Raw genomic sequence first — 17,540 nt, forward strand, 5'->3', positions numbered from 1 at the left:
CTTATGCTGAGTTCAATTCTGCGAACGCTGTTTACGCTGTGTATTGTCTGGCCGGTGATTTGGCTGTGGCTGGGGTTACGTATCAAGCACCGGGAACGTTTACCTGCATGCGGTCCGGCAATTATCGTTGCCAATCACAACAGCCATATGGATGTTTTTGCGCTGCTTTCGCTCTTTCCGCTGCGCCGCCAGTCGTCGGTCCATCCGGTGGCTGCCGCTGACTATTTCCTGCGTAATAAAGCAATGGCCTGGTTTGCGCTAAATATTATCAACATTATTCCCATTTCGCGAAAAGGCGGAGAAACTAATCCGTTAGCGCAGTGTGAACAGGCATTACGCGACGGAAAGATTCTGATCCTCTTTCCGGAAGGTACGCGGGGTGAACCTGGAAAATTGTCATCGTTGAAATCTGGATTGTGGCATCTGAGCCAGCATGTACCGGAGGTACCGATCATTCCCGTCTGGCTACGTGGCACAGAATCTGTGATGGCGAAAGGGAACCGTATACCGCTGCCGCTGTTTATTGACGTCAATATTGGCAGAACGTTGCATTTTCATGGGGATAAACACCTCTTTATGAACGGACTCAGACAGCAACTGTTGCTGTTGGAGCAACAAACTAAAGGATTACATTCGCATGAGTAATACACGAATACCTGACGAACGACATTTTGTGACCAGCGACAACACTGAACTGTTTTTCCGCCACTGGCCGGCTACGGCGCCGGGTGCGACGACGAAAGTGATCGTCATGTTCCATCGCGGTCACGAACATTCCGGACGGTTGCAGCATATTGTGGATGAGCTGGCGATGCCGGACACCGCATTCTATGCCTGGGATGCTCGTGGTCACGGCCACTCTCCAGGCCAGCGCGGTTATAGCCCTTCTCTGGCGCGTTCGGTACAGGATGTTGAAGAGTTTGTGCGTTTCGCCGCTGCTGACAGTCATGCCGCAATGGAAGATGTGGTGATCGTGGCTCAGAGCGTTGGCGCGGTATTGGCCGCAACCTGGGCTCATGACTATGCCCCCGCTATTCGTGGATTAGTACTGGCATCACCGGCTTTCAAAGTAAAATTGTATGTGCCGTTTGCCCGTCCTGGACTGGCGCTGATGCAACGACTGCGCGGTCTGTTTTTCGTTAACTCTTATGTTAAAGGAAAATACCTGACGCACGATGTCGATCGTGTAGCGAGCTTTAACCTTGATACCCAGATCACCCGTGCCATTGCGGTGAACATTCTGCTGGATCTCTACAAAACGGCAGAACGCATTGTCAGCGATGCTGCCGCCATTACGATGCCTGTGCAATTGCTGGTGTCCGGGGATGATTTTGTCGTGCATCGCCAGCCGCAAATTGATTTTTATCAGCGCCTGAGAAATCCTCTCAAGGAGCTGCACGTGTTGCCGGGGTTTTATCACGATACGCTGGGGGAGAAAGACCGGCATCTGGCGTTCGACAAAATGCGTAATTTCATTACCACCTTATATGCTATGCCACTGCAGCGTTTTGATTACAGCAACGAAGATCGCTGGAGCCCTGGCGCTGATACCTGGCGGATGCTCAGCGGGGGACCCGCGCCATATTCTCTCGACGACATTGCGTATCGTGGCCTGCGCTATGGCATGAAGCTTCTCGGGACACAATCGACAGGCGTTCGTCTGGGATTTGAAACCGGCTTCGATTCGGGGAGTACGCTGGATTACGTCTATCGTAATCAGCCGCAGGGCAGCAGCGCGCTGGGGCGTTTGATTGACAAAAACTACCTCAACAGCGTGGGCTGGAAAGGGATCCGTCAACGTAAGATTCATCTGCAGATGTTGATTAGCCAGGCGGTTGCACAACTGGCGGAGCAGGGCACGCCGGTACATGTGGTGGATATTGCTGCCGGACACGGGCGTTATGTGTTCGATGCGTTGGCTGGCGAATCGGCGGTACGCTCAATTTTACTGCGCGATTACAGTAAATTGAATGTGAATATAGGGCGGGAAATGATCGCCAGCAGAGGTCTGACTGACATTGCACGCTTTGAACAAGGCGATGCCTTCAACCGTGAAGAACTGGCGGCATTGGAACCTCGTCCTACTCTGGGGATTGTCTCTGGTTTGTACGAGCTTTTTCCAGATAATTTGCTGGTTAAAAACTCTCTGGCCGGGCTTGCAGATGCGATAGCGCCAGGGGGCCTATTGATATACACCGGGCAGCCGTGGCATCCGCAGCTTAAAACAATAGCCTGGTCGCTGACCAGTCATAAAGACGGCAAAGCATGGGTTATGCGCGTGCGTACGCAGGGTGAAATGGATGCGTTGATTCGCGAGGCAGGCTTTGAGAAGTGCACCCAACTGATTGATGAATGGGGGATTTTCACCGTTTCTATGGCGGTACGCCGTGCTTCCTGAACAGCGTAAAGTTATGGTGCAGGCGGTGGGCTGGTTACTGCTGCTGGCACCATTTTTTTTCCTTACGTACGGCAAGGTGAATCAGTTTACCGCCTGGCAAGATGCTCAGTATCAGAACGTAGGTAGCATCGTCTTTGGTTGGGAATCTGCTATTCCTTTTATTCCGTGGACCATCATCCCGTACTGGAGTCTGGATCTGTTTTACGGGTTATCCCTGTTTGTTTGCACCACGCGTTTCGAGCAGCGTCGATTGGTGCTCAGACTGGTACTGGCATCGTTGATTGCCTGCGGCGGTTTTTTACTGTTCCCGTTACAGTTTAGCTTTACCCGCCCCGAAGTGACGGGCGCGGCGGGTTGGCTGTTTGCACAGCTCGAACAGTTCGATCTGCCCTATAACCAGTCGCCGTCGCTGCATATCATTCTCTGCTGGCTGCTGTGGCGGCATTTCAGTCGCCATCTGTCCGGCGGCTGGCGCAGACTGTGCGATGGCTGGTCTTTACTGATCGCGCTATCGGTGTTGACCACCTGGCAGCATCACTTTATCGATATTATTACCGGGCTGGTGGCTGGCATGCTGATTGACTGGATGGTACCGGAACAATGCCGCTGGCGCTGGTGCAAACCGGATGTAGCCTGTCTGAGGCTGATGCGCCGCTACCTTCTGGGCTCGGCATTATGTTTTTTTACCGCAGCGTTGCTGACGCCATGGTTGTTATGGCCAGCGCTGGCCTTGTTGATGGTCGGCTGCGGTTACGCTGGATTCGGCGCGGTGGTGACGGCGAAAGATTTACAGGGTCGACTGCCTCCCTCTGTTTACTGGCTATCATTACCGTGGCGTTCAGGAATGTGGCTGTCGATGCTCTGGTTCACCCGCCGTATACCGGCAGTAAGTCCGATTGTGGCTGGCGTATATCTCGGCAGTTTTCCGCGCTGCGCGCCGGCGCAAAAGGCGGTGCTCGACTTAACCTTTGAGTTTTCGCGTGGACGGGCGACAGCCTCGCACACTTATCATTGTGTACCGATGCTGGATTTAGTGATCCCACATGAAGCCGAGCTACAGCAGGCGGTGGACAGTCTGGAAACTCTGCGTGTGGGGCAGGGAACTGTGCTGGTGCACTGTGCCTTAGGATTGTCGCGCAGTGCAATGGTGGTCGCAGCGTGGCTGTTGCGTTATGGCCATGCGCCGACGGTAGAGCACGCCGTGGTGCAAATTCGAGCAAGTCGACCACATGTGGTGCTGACTGATAAACATCTGGAGATGCTGCAACAATGGCAACGGAAAGTGACAATGTAACAGATGCTGAGGTGCTTCAGCACGCTTTGCTACGGCACACGCTGGCAAGCTGGCGCTTCATTCTGCTTTTTTCCCTCCCGCCGATGGTGTGGGCGCTGTTTGTTGCTTCACCTGGTGTCGTGCGCGCCGTCATTGCATTGCTGTGCGCTGTGGTCTGGTTTGGTTGTTGGCGACTGTGGCTCGACCAGCGCTATTTTTCGCTGATTAATAAGCAAAACAACAAGCAGGCCGGAAACGCGTTGTACTTTATCTGGCGACGCGAACGGCTGAAAGCCCTGACGCTGGCTGAACGCCAGTCAGGTGCATTGCGACAATGTCGAAAAACGCTCTGTCTTGTTACAGTTCTGTGGGCTTTCTGGTTGGTGCTGCTACTGTAGTATTCATCTGACTTATTCATCGACATCGCAATAGTTGCCACACGGCATCAAACTGAGGCTGATATAGTTCAACACCGGTCGCGTTGCGGAGTGAAATCATGTGGCTTTTCAAGTGGTATGTCTGGAATCGTTGGATATTCAAGCTGTTAAGCCGGGATGTTGCCGAGCCAGAACAATTTTTGCTGCATTGCTGGGAAGAGAATCTGGCGAAGTGCAGAGATTATGCAACCATCTGGCGTGATATTAACCGCATTCACGGCAAACAGGTGCAGGTAAAGAAGTAAATGCTGGAGAAACCCTCCCACCGGATGGTGAGAGGGTGAATTATCAGGCAGCGACGACGCTGTCGATAGCGGCTTTCGCATCGGACTGCGCTTTGGACGCCACTTCCGGGCCGTACGCAATGCCTTCAGCAAAGACGACGTTCACGTCGGTGATGCCAATAAAGCCCAGGAATACGTTCAGATACGGCGTGATCAGGTCGGTCGGCGTATCTTTATGGATACCACCACGGCTGGTCAACACGACTGCGCGTTTACCCGTCACCAGACCTTCCGGACCTTTCTCGGTATAACGGAAAGTCACACCTGCACGGGCAATCAGATCGAAATAGTTTTTCAGCTGGGTTGGGATGTTGAAGTTATACATCGGCGCGGCGATAACAATCACATCATGCGCTTTCAGCTCAGCAATCAGCTCATCGGACAACGCCAGCGCTTCCTGCTGACGCGGTGTCAGCGGTGCATCGCTCGGGCGCAGCGCACCCACCAGTTCGCCATCCAGTACCGGAACAGGATTTGCAGCCAGGTCACGGACGGTGATTTCATCAGCGGAGTGCTTTTCACGCCACTGTTCAACAAAATAATCAGACAACTGACCAGACTGAGAGTACCCTGCCAGAATACTGGATTTAAGAACTAATACCTTGCTCATGGGTGTTTCCTTTTATGTGTTTGAAGGGGGAGTGCCCCGTTGCTTGTTGACACTTTATTCACAATCCTGTCGCAGTGATAGCGCAATATATCGAATCCTATGTTCGAAATTATTGAACAACACATGAAAAGCGCTGATGTGGTACTCTATACCTATCATCTAAAAGAGATTTAACCCGGCAGAGCACTGCCTTTTAACGCTATGACAGAACAACAAAAATTAACCTTCAACATGTTGCAGCAACAGCTGGATTCACTGATGCTGCGTGACAGACAGCGTTTTGCCCGCCGCCTGCAGGGCGTGAAGAAGGTTAAAAATCCTGATGCACAACAGGCCATTTACCAGGAGATGGCAAAAGAGATTGATCACGCTGCAGGTAAAGTTGTGCTGCGTGAAGCCGCGCGTCCGGTCATCAGCTACCCGGAAAACCTGCCCGTCAGTCAGAAAAAACAGGATATTCTGGAAGCGATCCGCGATAACCAGGTGGTGATTGTCGCTGGGGAAACGGGATCAGGGAAAACCACTCAGTTACCCAAAATCTGTATGGAGCTCGGGCGCGGGGTAAAAGGGCTGATCGGCCATACCCAGCCGCGTCGTCTGGCGGCGCGTACCGTGGCGAACCGTATTGCAGAAGAGCTGCAAACCGAGCCGGGCGGTTGTATCGGTTATAAAGTCCGTTTTAGCGATCATGTCAGCGACAACACCATGGTTAAGCTGATGACGGACGGTATCTTGCTGGCGGAAATCCAGCAGGATCGGCTGCTGATGCAGTACGACACCATCATCATCGATGAAGCGCATGAGCGCAGCCTGAATATCGATTTTCTGCTCGGTTATCTGAAAGAGCTCCTGCCGCGCCGTCCGGATCTAAAAATTATCATCACTTCGGCGACCATCGATCCGGAGCGTTTTTCAAAGCATTTCAATAATGCACCGATTATCGAAGTCTCTGGTCGAACCTATCCGGTGGAAGTTCGCTATCGTCCAATTGTTGAAGACGCAGATGACACCGAGCGTGACCAATTGCAGGCAATTTTTGATGCCGTAGATGAGTTAGGCCGTGAAAGTCAGGGCGACATTTTGATCTTCATGAGCGGCGAGCGCGAAATCCGCGATACCGCCGATGCGCTGAATAAGCTGGATTTGCGCCATACCGAAGTGCTACCGCTTTATGCGCGTCTTTCCAACAGCGAGCAGAACCGTGTGTTCCAGTCGCACAGCGGTCGCCGTATCGTGCTGGCGACCAACGTGGCGGAAACCTCGCTGACCGTTCCGGGGATCAAGTATGTGATTGATCCGGGTACTGCGCGTATCAGCCGTTACAGTTACCGCACCAAAGTTCAGCGCTTGCCGATTGAACCGGTGTCGCAGGCCTCTGCCAACCAGCGTAAAGGCCGTTGCGGTCGTGTTTCGGAGGGGATCTGTATTCGTCTGTATTCTGAAGACGATTTCCTGTCGCGCCCGGAGTTTACCGACCCGGAGATCCTGCGTACCAACCTGGCGTCCGTTATTTTGCAGATGACCGCCTTGGGGCTGGGCGATATCGCGGCGTTTCCGTTTGTTGAAGCGCCGGATAAACGTAACATTCAGGACGGTGTACGCCTGCTCGAAGAACTGGGGGCGATAACCACCGACGAACAGGCAACCGCTTACAAACTGACGCCATTGGGCCGTCAGCTCTCGCAACTGCCGGTGGATCCACGCCTGGCTCGCATGGTGCTGGAAGCGCAAAAACATGGCTGCGTACGTGAGGCGATGATTATCACCTCGGCGCTGTCTATTCAGGATCCGCGCGAGCGCCCGATGGACAAGCAGCAGGCCTCCGACGAGAAGCATCGCCGTTTCCACGACAAAGAGTCTGATTTCCTCGCATTTGTGAATCTGTGGAACTATCTCGGCGAGCAGCAGAAAGCGCTGTCGTCAAACCAGTTCCGTCGTCAGTGCAAACTTGATTTTCTGAACTACCTGCGCGTGCGTGAATGGCAGGATATCTACACGCAACTGCGTCAGGTGGTGAAAGAGTTAGGGATTCCTGTTAACAGCGAACCCGCTGAATACAGAGAGATCCACGTCGCGTTGCTGACCGGTTTACTGTCACATATTGGGATGAAAGATGCCGATAAACAGGAATTTACCGGGGCGCGTAACGCTCGCTTCTCGATCTTCCCGGGCTCTGGTCTATTTAAAAAACCGCCGAAGTGGACGATGGTAGCGGAGCTGGTGGAAACCAGCCGCCTGTGGGGACGTATTGCTGCACGCATCGATCCTGAGTGGGTCGAACCGGTTGCCCAGCATCTGATCAAACGTTCATACAGTGAACCGCACTGGGAACGTGCGCAGGGCGCGGTGATGGCAACAGAAAAGGTTACCGTTTACGGTTTACCGATTGTTGCAGCCCGTAAGGTGAACTACAGCCAGATCGATCCCGCGTTGTCGCGTGAACTGTTCATCCGCCATGCGCTGGTGGAAGGCGACTGGCAAACGCGCCATGCGTTTTTCCGTGACAATTTGAAGTTACGCGCTGAGGTAGAAGAGTTAGAGCACAAATCGCGCCGTCGCGACATTCTGGTTGATGATGAGACGCTATTTGAGTTTTACGACCAACGCATCAGCCATGATGTAGTCTCCGCGCGTCACTTTGACAGTTGGTGGAAAAAGATCAGCCGTGAAACGCCGGATCTGCTCAACTTTGAAAAGAGCATGCTCATCAAAGAGGGCGCGGAAAAAATCAGTAAGCTGGATTACCCGAACTTCTGGCATCAGGGCAATCTCAAACTACGGTTAAGTTACCAGTTCGAACCCGGGGCCGATGCGGACGGTGTGACCGTGCATATTCCGCTCCCGCTACTCAATCAGATCGAAGAGAGCGGTTTTGAATGGCAAATTCCGGGGCTGCGCCGTGAACTGGTTATCGCCCTGATTAAGTCTCTGCCGAAACCGGTACGACGCAACTTTGTGCCCGCGCCGAACTATGCGGAAGCGTTTTTAGGCCGCGTCACGCCGCTGGAACTGCCGCTGCTGGACTCGCTGGAGCGTGAACTGCGCCGCATGACCGGCGTGACCGTTGACCGTGAAGACTGGCATTGGGATCAGGTGCCCGATCACCTAAAAATCACCTTCCGGGTAGTGGATGATAAGAACAAAAAGCTGCAGGAAGGACGTTCGCTACAGGATCTGAAAGACGCACTGAAGGGTAAAGTGCAGGAAACATTGTCTGCGGTGGCGGATGACGGTATCGAACAGAGCGGGTTGCACATCTGGAGTTTCGGTCAGCTTCCGGAGAGTTACGAGCAAAAACGCGGTAACTATAAGGTAAAAGCCTGGCCAGCGCTGGTGGATGAGCGTGACAGCGTTGCCATCAAACTGTTTGATAACCCGCTGGAGCAACAGCAGGCGATGTGGTGCGGTTTACGCCGCCTGTTGTTGCTGAATATTCCTTCACCAATCAAATATTTGCATGAAAAACTGCCCAACAAAGCCAAGCTGGGGCTGTATTTTAACCCGTACGGTAAAGTGCTGGATTTGATTGACGACTGTATATCCTGTGGTGTGGATCAACTGATCGACGCCAACGGTGGTCCGGTGTGGACCGAAGAAGGCTTTGCGGCGCTGCATGAAAAAGTGCGGGCTGAACTGAACGATACGGTGGTGGATATTGCTAAGCAGGTCGAACAGATCCTGACCGCGGTGTTTAATATCAACAAACGTCTGAAAGGGCGCGTGGATATGACCATGGCGCTGGGGCTTGCGGATATCAAATCGCAGATGGGCGGGCTGGTGTACCGTGGATTTGTTACCGGCAATGGTTTCAAGCGTCTGGGCGATACGCTGCGTTATTTGCAGGCTATCGAAAAGCGTCTGGAAAAACTGGCTATCGACCCGCATCGTGACCGTGCGCAGATGCTGAAAGTGGATAGCGTGCAGCAGGCCTGGCAGCAGTGGTTCAATAAACTGCCTCCCGCGCGCCGTGAAGATGACGATGTCAAAGAGATCCGCTGGATGATAGAAGAGCTGCGCGTCAGCTATTTTGCCCAGCAGCTTGGTACGCCGTATCCGATTTCCGATAAACGTATTTTGCAGGCGATGGAGCAGATTTCGGGATAAATCGGTACCAGACAGCATACCGGGTAAGGTGACGTCACCGCCCGGTATGCAACCCGATAAAGTATTAAGATCAGGAGTCATGAGTATGAGCCAGTTTCCGACACTTTCCGCAACCACGCTTACGGCGATCAATACCGTAGGGCGATGGTTGGCGCAGAATGATTTTACGGGGAATATCACCGTTCAGTCAGATTGCGTGATTCTGGCAGGGAACGCGGTTATTCCGACCATCGACGCCGCCTGCCGGATCGCGAAAGAGCAACAGGTTCCCTTGTTGATTAGCGGTGGCATCGGTCACTCCACACGATTTCTGTATGACGCGATTGCAGAGCATCCTCGTTACAACATCATTCGTACCACCGGGCGCGCGGAAGCGGCGATCCTTGCCGATATCGCACATCAGTTCTGGCAAATCCCAGGTGAGAAGATTTGGGTGGAAGACCAGTCAACAAACTGCGGTGAGAATGCCCGTTTTAGCTGTGCATTATTGAATCAGGCGACGGAAAGTATTCATACCGTCATTGTGGTACAGGATCCCACTATGCAACGTCGCACGATGGCAACCTTTCAGCGTGTAACCCGCGATGAGCCGCATGCGCCGCGCTGGTTGAGTTTCCCTGGATTCATCCCTGAGCTGGCCCAACAGCAAGACGGCGTGGATTTTGTGCCAGCAGCAGAAGGTTTGTGGTCAGTGGATCGCTATCTGTCTCTCATAACCGGTGAACTTCCTCGCCTGCGTGATGATGCCACCGGTTATGGGCCTTGTGGCCGCGATTTTATTGCCCATGTTGATATTCCTCAGAACGTTGAGCAAGCCTGGCAGCAGTTGCAAAATGACATCGTGCTGACTGACTTACTGGAGAGCCGCTCTCTGTAATTCCTGTTGCCCGTTTGTCGGCGTTTTGCGGCAAACGGGCAAAAATCACACCTGTTTTTTCCCTTCATCATCACTTTGCCAGACGCTTTTATGAAGCCGCTCACAGAACAGCCACTCCAGCCATAATACGACCTGCATGATTGATATTAATTAACAATAGTTTTACTTGTTAAAAACAAATCAATCACAGGAGAGCCGCATGTCAGTACCCGTACAACATCCTATGTATATCGATGGGCAGTTTGTGACCTGGCACGATGATGCCTGGATTGATGTCGTCAATCCTGCCACGGAAGAGGTGATCTCGCGTATTCCCGATGGACGTGCCGAGGATGCGTGTAAAGCGATCGATGCTGCACAGCGCGCTCAGCCGCAATGGGAAGCGCTGCCCGCCATTGAACGGGCGAACTGGTTACGCAAAATTTCTGCGGGTATCCGTCAGCGAGCCAGTGAAATCAGCGCGCTGATTGTGGCGGAGGGTGGAAAAATACAGCAACTGGCTGAGGTCGAAGTCTCGTTTACCGCCGACTATATCGATTATATGGCGGAGTGGGCGCGTCGCTATGAAGGCGAGATCCTGCAAAGCGATCGTCCGGGCGAGAATATTCTGCTGTTTAAGCGCGCTTTGGGCGTGACTACGGGCATTCTGCCGTGGAACTTTCCATTTTTCCTGATTGCCCGCAAACTGGCTCCCGCACTGTTGACGGGTAATACCATTGTCATTAAGCCGAGTGAATTTACACCGAATAACGCCATCGCCTTTGCCAAAATTGTTGATGATATTGGCTTGCCGCGCGGCGTATTTAATCTGGTGCTGGGACGTGGTGAAACGGTCGGTCAGGCGCTGGCCGCAAACCCTAAGGTGGCCATGGTGAGCATGACCGGTAGCGTCGGGGCGGGTGAGAAAATTATGGCTGCGGCGGCTAAAAATATCACCAAAGTTTGTCTGGAGTTGGGTGGCAAGGCCCCGGCTATTGTGATGGATGATGCCGATCTTGAACTGGCCGTAAAGGCAATTGTTGACTCGCGGGTGATCAACACCGGACAGGTATGCAACTGTGCCGAGCGCGTGTACGTTCAGAAAGGTATTTATGACCAATTCGTCAATCGTCTGGGTGAGGCGATGAAAGCCGTGCAGTTTGGCAATCCGGCTGAGCGCAATGATATTGCGATGGGGCCGCTGATTAACGCCGCTGCGCTGGAGCGTGTAGAGCAGAAAGTTGCACGAGCGGTGCAGGAAGGCGCCAGAGTGGTGCTGGGCGGTAAGGCCGTTTCCGGCAAAGGGTATTACTATCCTCCGACGTTACTGTTAGACGTGCGCCAGGAGATGGCGATTATGCACGAGGAGACGTTTGGTCCGGTGCTGCCGGTGGTAGCGTTTGATACGCTGGAACAGGCGCTGACGATGGCCAATGACAGCGATTACGGTCTGACCTCATCGATCTATACGCAGAATCTGAATACGGCGATGAAAGCGATCAAAGGGCTGAAGTTTGGCGAAACCTATATTAATCGTGAAAACTTCGAGGCGATGCAGGGCTTTCATGCTGGCTGGCGCAAGTCCGGGATTGGCGGGGCTGACGGTAAACACGGTCTGAACGAATATCTGCAAACGCAGGTGGTGTATCTGCAGTCCTAATTTTTCGCCGGGTGAGCCAGTACGCCACCCGGCGCAATTCTCACACTTTGCTGGCGATCCATAAGAATAAGCCGGGTGAGCAAAAGTTAATGAATTTTTAACAAAAGCCCGTTATGGTGACGCATTATTGTTTTTATTCAGGAAGTGTTATGGGGAATAAGTATTCTGGCCTGCAAATTGGCATTCACTGGCTGGTCTTTTTGTTGGTCATTGTGGCCTACAGCGCTATGGAGTTTCGCGGATTTTTCCCGCGCAGCTATCGTCCCTTATTTAACATGGTGCACGTATCCTGTGGCATCACTATTTTAACGCTGATGGTGGCGCGTCTGCTGGTCAGGCTAAAATATCCGGCACCGCCGATTGTGCCAAAACCGAAGCCGATGATGACCGGAATGGCGCATCTGGGGCATCTGGTTATCTATCTGCTGTTTATTGTTCTGCCGATTATTGGACTGGTGATGATGTACAACCGGGGTAACCCGTGGATTGCATTCGGCATCGTTATGCCGCATGCGGCAGAGGCCAATTTTGATGTAGTGGATATGCTGAAGTCCTGGCACGTGACGCTGGCAAATCTGGGCTATTTTGTTATTGCTCTGCATGCCGCTGCGGCCCTGATGCACCACTATTTCTGGAAGGACAATACGCTGCTGCGCATGATGCCGCGAAAACGCTCCTGATGTAATGCCCCGCAAATGCGGGGTATTTTTTTAGCCGATTATTTTTCCAGACATCATAAAAACTTACCGACAAGATGGTTAAACAACGTCCAGTTCATCACACTCGCTACTTGATTGCTGCTCTTATTAAAACTACTGTATATAAATACAGTAAATGAGAGGCAGATTATTATGTTGTTTTTCCAGCCTGCGGAACGCCGCGAAATTAAACACTTTCCGTTATTTAGCGATCTTGTGCCCTGCGGTTTTCCATCTCCTGCGCAGGACTACGTTGAGAAACGTATCGACCTCAATGACCTGCTGGTACGGCATCCCAGCGCAACCTATTTTGTTAAATCATCTGGCGACTCTATGAGGGGAGCAGGGATCGGCGAGGGTGATTTACTGATTGTCGACAGCGCCAGAAAACCTGCCCATGGAGACATCGTTATTGCCGCCGTTGAGGGCGAATTCACCGTTAAACGCCTGCAATTACATCCGGTTGTGATGCTGAAGCCAGAGAACAGCGCCTACGCGCCGATCATGATTAGCAGCGAGGACACGCTGGATATATTTGGCGTGGTGACATTTATCATTAAAGCTGCGGGCTGATGATGTTTGCACTGGTGGATGTTAACGCGTTTTATGCCAGCTGTGAGTCGGCATTCCGGCCTGATCTGAAAGGGAAGCCCGTTGTCGTTCTTTCAAATAACGATGGCTGCGTTATTGCCAGTAGCGTAGAGGCAAAGGCGCTTGGCGTTAATATGGGAGCTCCGTACTTCAAACAGAAAGATCTGTTCAGGCGCTATGGCGTGTTCTGTTTTAGTTCGAACTACGAACTGTATGCGGATATGAGCAGCAGGGTGATGTCGATTCTGGAGGAGTTGTCGCCACGCGTGGAGATATACAGTATTGATGAAGCCTTTTGTGATTTAACGGGCGTGCGAAACTGTAGGGATCTTACGGATTTTGGTCAGGAAATCAGAGCAACCATTTTGCAGAAAACACGTCTCACGGTTGGGGTCGGCATCGCTCAGACCAAAACCCTGGCCAAACTGGCGAACCATGCGGCTAAAAAGTGGCAGGAACAGACAGGCGGAGTCGTGGATCTCTCAAATATTGAACGCCAGCGTAAGCTGATGGCAGCACTCCCGGTTGATGAAGTCTGGGGCATCGGACGCCGCATCGGCAAAAAACTGGACGTCATGGGCATTAAAACGGTTCTCGACCTGGCGGATACCGATATTCGCTTCATTCGTAAACATTTCAGCGTCGTGCTTGAGCGAACCGTCCGGGAATTGCGCGGTGAGCCTTGTCTGGCGCTGGAAGAGTTTGCGCCGGATAAGCAGGAAATTATCTGCTCAAGATCGTTTGGTGAAAAACTCACGGATTACAACGCCATGAGAGAGGCCATTTGCACCTATGCTTCACGTGCTGCGGAAAAGCTGCGCAGAGAACACCAGTACTGCCGGTTTATCTCTACGTTTATCAAAACCAGTCCGTTTGCCCTGAATGAACCTTATTACGGTAACAGCGCATCGATAAAACTGCTGACGCCAACTCAGGATAGCCGGGACATTATTACAGCAGCCACGCGCAGCCTGGACGCCGTTTGGCGAGAGGGGCTACGTTATCAAAAAGCGGGCGTTATGCTGGGGGATTTTTTTAGCTCTGGCGTTGCACAGCTGAATCTTTTTGATAATAACGCCCCGCGGCGTAACAGCGATAAATTGATGGACCTACTGGATACTCTTAATGCTGAAAAGGGGAAAGGAACGCTCTACTTTGCCGGGCAAGGGATACAGCAGCCGTGGGCGATGAAGCGAGACATGCTTTCACCACGTTATACAACGAGATACAGTGATTTGCTGCGGGTAAATTGATAGTCAAACAAGGCTTCCGCCCACCTTATTTATACCGGATCAATTATCCTTTCAATGACAGGACGTTGTAAATTGCCAACGATTCCATAACCTTGGATACCTTTCCAGCGCGGCTAAATTAGCGCTCCTTTAATACTTCGATAAGATACAAAGTTGATATTCAAAAAGTTGGATTGTTGTGAACTCAGGAGTAGGATTATTTCTATCTGATAGAACCAGTTATCGAACTGGCTTATACGAGTTGTTTGTTTTTCACTTACGAAAAGGTGGTGCTGGTAATGAGTACATTCATCATTCGTTTATTATTTTTTTCTCTCTTATGCGGTTCTTTCTCAATACATGCTGAAGAGCAGAACGGTATGAAACTTGAGCGGGTTGTGATAGTGAGTCGTCATGGAGTAAGAGCACCTACGAAGTTCACTCCAATAATGAAAGATGTCACACCCGACCAATGGCCACAATGGGATGTGCCGTTAGGATGGCTAACGCCTCGTGGGGGAGAACTTGTTTCTGAATTAGGTCAGTATCAACGTTTATGGTTCACAAGCAAAGGTCTGTTGAATAATCAAACGTGCCCATCTCCAGGGCAGGTTGCTGTTATTGCAGACACGGATCAACGCACCCGTAAAACGGGTGAGGCGTTTCTGGCTGGGTTAGAACCAAAATGTCAAATTCAAGTGCATTATCAGAAGGATGAAGAAAAAACTGATCCTCTTTTTAATCCGGTAAAAATGGGGAAATGTTCGTTTAACACATTGAAGGTTAAAAACGCTATTCTGGAACGGGCCGGAGGAAATATTGAACTGTATACCCAACGCTATCAATCTTCATTTCGGACCCTGGAAAATGTTTTAAATTTCTCACAATCGGAGACATGTAAGACTACAGAAAAGTCTACGAAATGCACATTACCAGAGGCTTTACCGTCTGAACTTAAGGTAACTCCTGACAATGTATCATTACCTGGTGCCTGGAGTCTTTCTTCCACGCTGACTGAGATATTTCTGTTGCAAGAGGCCCAGGGAATGCCACGGGTAGCCTGGGGGCGTATTACGGGAGAAAAAGAATGGAGAGATTTGTTAAGTCTGCATAACGCTCAGTTTGATCTTTTGCAAAGAACTCCAGAAGTTGCCCGTAGTAGGGCCACACCATTACTCGATATGATAGACACTGCATTATTGACAAATGGTACAACAGAAAACAGGTATGGCATAAAATTACCCGTATCTCTGTTGTTTATTGCTGGTCATGATACCAATCTTGCAAATTTAAGCGGGGCTTTAGATCTTAACTGGTCGCTACCCGGTCAACCCGATAATACCCCTCCTGGTGGGGAGCTTGTATTCGAAAAGTGGAAAAGAACCAGTGATAATACGGATTGGGTTCAGGTTTCATTTGTTTATCAGACGCTGAGAGATATGAGGGATATACAACCGTTGTCGTTAGAAAAACCTGCTGGCAAAGTTGATTTAAAATTAATTGCATGTGAAGAGAAAAATAGTCAGGGAATGTGTTCGTTAAAAAGTTTTTCCAGGCTCATTAAGGAAATTCGCGTGCCAGAGTGTGCAGTTACGGAATAAGTAACTAATTATTATATATAGCGTATTAAAAAATAGAAACCCCCGGTTTGTAGTCGGGGGTATTCGTATTGTTCATAATTACATGAGTCTTCAACTGACTGCTCTTTGCGAGTGACAATCCAGTTACGCTGCTCCAGAAAAAATCCGGACTGTTCAGCGATGCAGAATACATCGAAAAGCGCTCGGTGTTGGACTGCGACTCTAAAACCGCTTAACACGGTGATATGCCCACATATGTCTAAATGTGCTGTTTGTGCAACGTATTAAATAATAACAAGTTATTAATTTTACAATTAGTTAAAAAAACTGATAGTATACCCCCCTATAGTATTTGGAGGGCGTATGCCGCATTCACCCGAAGATAAAAAACGCATTCTCACTCGTGTACGCCGTATTCGCGGTCAGGTTGATGCGCTTGAGCGCGCGCTGGAGTCCGGCGAGCCGTGTTTGGCTATCCTGCAACAAATTGCCGCCGTGCGCGGCGCATCCAATGGCCTGATGGGCGAAATGGTTGAGATCCACCTAAAAGACGAACTGGTCAGCGGGGAAACAACCCCAGACCAGCGTGCCGTGCGCATGGCTGAAATCGGCCATCTTCTGCGTGCTTATCTAAAATAACACCATCACCTCGCAATAATGGGAAGAGACAAATGAAATCACGTGCAGCAGTTGCATTCGGCCCCGGCCAACCGTTAAAAATTGTCGAAATCGATGTCGCACCGCCAAAGAAAGGTGAAGTGCTGGTTAAAATTACCCACACCGGCGTGTGCCATACTGATGCTTTTACGCTCTCAGGCGACGATCCGGAAGGGGTTTTCCCGGCGGTGCTCGGCCATGAAGGTGGCGGCATTGTGGTTGAAGTGGGTGAAGGCGTTACCAGCCTGAAACCGGGCGATCATGTGATCCCGCTATACACCGCAGAATGTGGCGAGTGTAAGTTCTGTAAATCGGGTAAAACTAACCTGTGTCAGGCCGTACGTGCGACCCAGGGCAAAGGTCTGATGCCGGATGGCACCACCCGTTTCTCGTATAACGGCGAGCCGATTTATCACTATATGGGCACCAGTACCTTCAGCGAATACACAGTATGTGCGGAGATCTCTCTGGCGAAGGTTAACCCGCAGGCTCCGCTGGACAAAGTGTGTCTGCTGGGGTGTGGCGTGACCACCGGTATCGGAGCGGTCCATAACACCGCAAAAGTGAAAGAAGGCGATACCGTCGCCGTATTTGGTCTGGGCGGTATTGGCCTGGCGGTGATTCAGGGCGCGGCGCAGGCGAAAGCCGGGCGTATTCTGGCCGTTGATACCAATCCGGAAAAATTTACGCTGGCAGGTGAAATGGGCGCGACCGATTTCATCAATCCGAAGGATTACGACAAACCGATTCAGGATGTGATTGTCGAGCTTACCGATGGCGGCGTGGACTTTAGTTTCGAATGTATCGGTAACGTTAACGTGATGCGCGCGGCGCTGGAATGCTGCCATAAAGGATGGGGCGAAAGCATCATTATTGGCGTGGCAGGAGCCGGACAAGAGATCAAAACACGCCCGTTCCAGTTAGTTACCGGGCGTGTCTGGCGCGGTTCCGCGTTTGGCGGCGTGAAGGGTCGTACTCAGCTTCCTGGTATGGTTGAAGATGCGATGAGCGGGAAAATTCAGTTGGATCCGTTTATTACCCACCGTTTACCGCTGGAGCAGATTAACGACGCGTTCGATTTAATGCATCAGGGTAAATCCATCCGTACCGTTATCCACTTTGGCGATAACTGATTCATTGGCCAGCGGATTTCACCGCTG

At 51.4% G+C, this 17,540-nt stretch carries 15 protein-coding genes; 14 read left to right on the plus strand and 1 reads right to left on the minus strand.

Features of this window, described 5'->3' with window-relative positions:
• Window positions 1-3: 3 nt before the first annotated feature.
• The 5 genes from HV037_RS11930 to HV037_RS11950 all read left to right on the plus strand — a co-directional run bounded on the left by HV037_RS11930 (window position 4) and on the right by HV037_RS11950 (window position 4,353).
• Window positions 4-645, plus strand: a complete 642-nt coding sequence (locus HV037_RS11930) for a lysophospholipid acyltransferase family protein (RefSeq protein ID WP_016156608.1) — start codon at window positions 4-6, stop codon at window positions 643-645.
• A complete protein-coding gene (locus HV037_RS11935) occupies window positions 638-2,398 on the plus strand; it encodes a bifunctional alpha/beta hydrolase/class I SAM-dependent methyltransferase (protein ID WP_016156607.1) in 1,761 nt (586 codons plus the stop codon). Before HV037_RS11930 ends, HV037_RS11935 begins: the two co-directional genes overlap by 8 nt.
• Window positions 2,388-3,692 carry a phosphatase PAP2/dual specificity phosphatase family protein gene (locus HV037_RS11940; protein WP_016156606.1) on the plus strand — a complete coding sequence of 435 codons (1,305 nt, stop codon included), beginning with the start codon at window positions 2,388-2,390 and terminating at the stop codon, window positions 3,690-3,692. The genes HV037_RS11935 and HV037_RS11940 overlap by 11 nt, the downstream gene beginning before the upstream one ends.
• Window positions 3,668-4,069: a hypothetical protein gene (locus tag HV037_RS11945; protein WP_016156605.1), complete on the plus strand. Its 402-nt coding sequence runs from the start codon at window positions 3,668-3,670 to the stop codon at window positions 4,067-4,069. Before HV037_RS11940 ends, HV037_RS11945 begins: the two co-directional genes overlap by 25 nt.
• Before the next feature lie 98 nt (window positions 4,070-4,167).
• A complete protein-coding gene (locus tag HV037_RS11950) occupies window positions 4,168-4,353 on the plus strand; it encodes a hypothetical protein (RefSeq protein ID WP_016153181.1) in 186 nt (61 codons plus the stop codon).
• Window positions 4,354-4,396: 43 nt separating this feature from the next.
• Here HV037_RS11950 and azoR read toward each other — a convergent pair whose 3' ends face one another.
• On the minus strand, window positions 4,397-5,002 hold the full coding sequence (gene azoR / locus HV037_RS11955; RefSeq protein WP_006684422.1) for an FMN-dependent NADH-azoreductase: 606 nt from the start codon (window positions 5,000-5,002) through the stop codon (window positions 4,397-4,399).
• 201 nt (window positions 5,003-5,203) lie between these two features.
• Here azoR and hrpA point away from each other — a divergent pair, with 201 nt between their 5' ends.
• From hrpA to HV037_RS12000, 9 genes are all read left to right on the plus strand, one after another.
• On the plus strand, window positions 5,204-9,106 hold the full coding sequence (gene hrpA / locus HV037_RS11960) for an ATP-dependent RNA helicase HrpA (RefSeq protein ID WP_047498566.1): 3,903 nt from the start codon (window positions 5,204-5,206) through the stop codon (window positions 9,104-9,106).
• 85 nt (window positions 9,107-9,191) lie between these two features.
• A complete protein-coding gene (locus tag HV037_RS11965) occupies window positions 9,192-9,983 on the plus strand; it encodes a YdcF family protein (RefSeq protein ID WP_103283791.1) in 792 nt (263 codons plus the stop codon).
• A gap of 199 nt (window positions 9,984-10,182) precedes the next feature.
• Window positions 10,183-11,622, plus strand: a complete 1,440-nt coding sequence (gene aldA / locus HV037_RS11970) for an aldehyde dehydrogenase (protein ID WP_016153178.1) — start codon at window positions 10,183-10,185, stop codon at window positions 11,620-11,622.
• 149 nt (window positions 11,623-11,771) lie between these two features.
• The gene (gene cybB, locus HV037_RS11975) at window positions 11,772-12,302 is read left to right on the plus strand and encodes a cytochrome b561 (protein WP_019076843.1); all 531 of its coding nucleotides are present in this window, start codon (window positions 11,772-11,774) and stop codon (window positions 12,300-12,302) included.
• A gap of 171 nt (window positions 12,303-12,473) precedes the next feature.
• On the plus strand, window positions 12,474-12,893 hold the full coding sequence (locus tag HV037_RS11980; protein ID WP_016153176.1) for a translesion error-prone DNA polymerase V autoproteolytic subunit: 420 nt from the start codon (window positions 12,474-12,476) through the stop codon (window positions 12,891-12,893).
• Window positions 12,894-12,895: 2 nt separating this feature from the next.
• On the plus strand, window positions 12,896-14,164 hold the full coding sequence (locus HV037_RS11985) for a Y-family DNA polymerase (protein ID WP_029139549.1): 1,269 nt from the start codon (window positions 12,896-12,898) through the stop codon (window positions 14,162-14,164).
• A 278-nt stretch (window positions 14,165-14,442) separates the two neighbouring features.
• Window positions 14,443-15,744, plus strand: coding sequence for an AppA family phytase/histidine-type acid phosphatase (locus HV037_RS11990; RefSeq protein ID WP_019076842.1), 1,302 nt, complete (start codon window positions 14,443-14,445; stop codon window positions 15,742-15,744).
• A 342-nt stretch (window positions 15,745-16,086) separates the two neighbouring features.
• The gene (locus tag HV037_RS11995) at window positions 16,087-16,362 is read left to right on the plus strand and encodes a metal/formaldehyde-sensitive transcriptional repressor (protein ID WP_003833178.1); all 276 of its coding nucleotides are present in this window, start codon (window positions 16,087-16,089) and stop codon (window positions 16,360-16,362) included.
• A 32-nt stretch (window positions 16,363-16,394) separates the two neighbouring features.
• Window positions 16,395-17,513 carry an S-(hydroxymethyl)glutathione dehydrogenase/class III alcohol dehydrogenase gene (locus HV037_RS12000; RefSeq protein ID WP_016153173.1) on the plus strand — a complete coding sequence of 373 codons (1,119 nt, stop codon included), beginning with the start codon at window positions 16,395-16,397 and terminating at the stop codon, window positions 17,511-17,513.
• Window positions 17,514-17,540: the final 27 nt, after the last annotated feature.

Origin of the sequence: Citrobacter sp. RHBSTW-00017 (genome assembly GCF_013797615.1) — a bacterium.
GTDB classification, from domain to species: domain Bacteria; phylum Pseudomonadota; class Gammaproteobacteria; order Enterobacterales; family Enterobacteriaceae; genus Citrobacter; species Citrobacter braakii.

Coding starts and splice junctions, on each gene's coding strand:
- aldA (WP_016153178.1), top strand. CDS start 10,183: ATGTCAGTACCCGTACAACATCCTATGTATATCGATGGGCAGTTTGTG.
- HV037_RS11945 (WP_016156605.1), top strand. CDS start 3,668: ATGGCAACGGAAAGTGACAATGTAACAGATGCTGAGGTGCTTCAGCAC.
- HV037_RS11950 (WP_016153181.1), top strand. CDS start 4,168: ATGTGGCTTTTCAAGTGGTATGTCTGGAATCGTTGGATATTCAAGCTG.
- hrpA (WP_047498566.1), top strand. CDS start 5,204: ATGACAGAACAACAAAAATTAACCTTCAACATGTTGCAGCAACAGCTG.
- HV037_RS12000 (WP_016153173.1), top strand. CDS start 16,395: ATGAAATCACGTGCAGCAGTTGCATTCGGCCCCGGCCAACCGTTAAAA.
- HV037_RS11930 (WP_016156608.1), top strand. CDS start 4: ATGCTGAGTTCAATTCTGCGAACGCTGTTTACGCTGTGTATTGTCTGG.
- HV037_RS11985 (WP_029139549.1), top strand. CDS start 12,896: ATGTTTGCACTGGTGGATGTTAACGCGTTTTATGCCAGCTGTGAGTCG.
- HV037_RS11935 (WP_016156607.1), top strand. CDS start 638: ATGAGTAATACACGAATACCTGACGAACGACATTTTGTGACCAGCGAC.
- HV037_RS11990 (WP_019076842.1), top strand. CDS start 14,443: ATGAGTACATTCATCATTCGTTTATTATTTTTTTCTCTCTTATGCGGT.
- cybB (WP_019076843.1), top strand. CDS start 11,772: ATGGGGAATAAGTATTCTGGCCTGCAAATTGGCATTCACTGGCTGGTC.
- HV037_RS11965 (WP_103283791.1), top strand. CDS start 9,192: ATGAGCCAGTTTCCGACACTTTCCGCAACCACGCTTACGGCGATCAAT.
- azoR (WP_006684422.1), bottom strand. CDS start 5,002: ATGAGCAAGGTATTAGTTCTTAAATCCAGTATTCTGGCAGGGTACTCT.
- HV037_RS11995 (WP_003833178.1), top strand. CDS start 16,087: ATGCCGCATTCACCCGAAGATAAAAAACGCATTCTCACTCGTGTACGC.
- HV037_RS11980 (WP_016153176.1), top strand. CDS start 12,474: ATGTTGTTTTTCCAGCCTGCGGAACGCCGCGAAATTAAACACTTTCCG.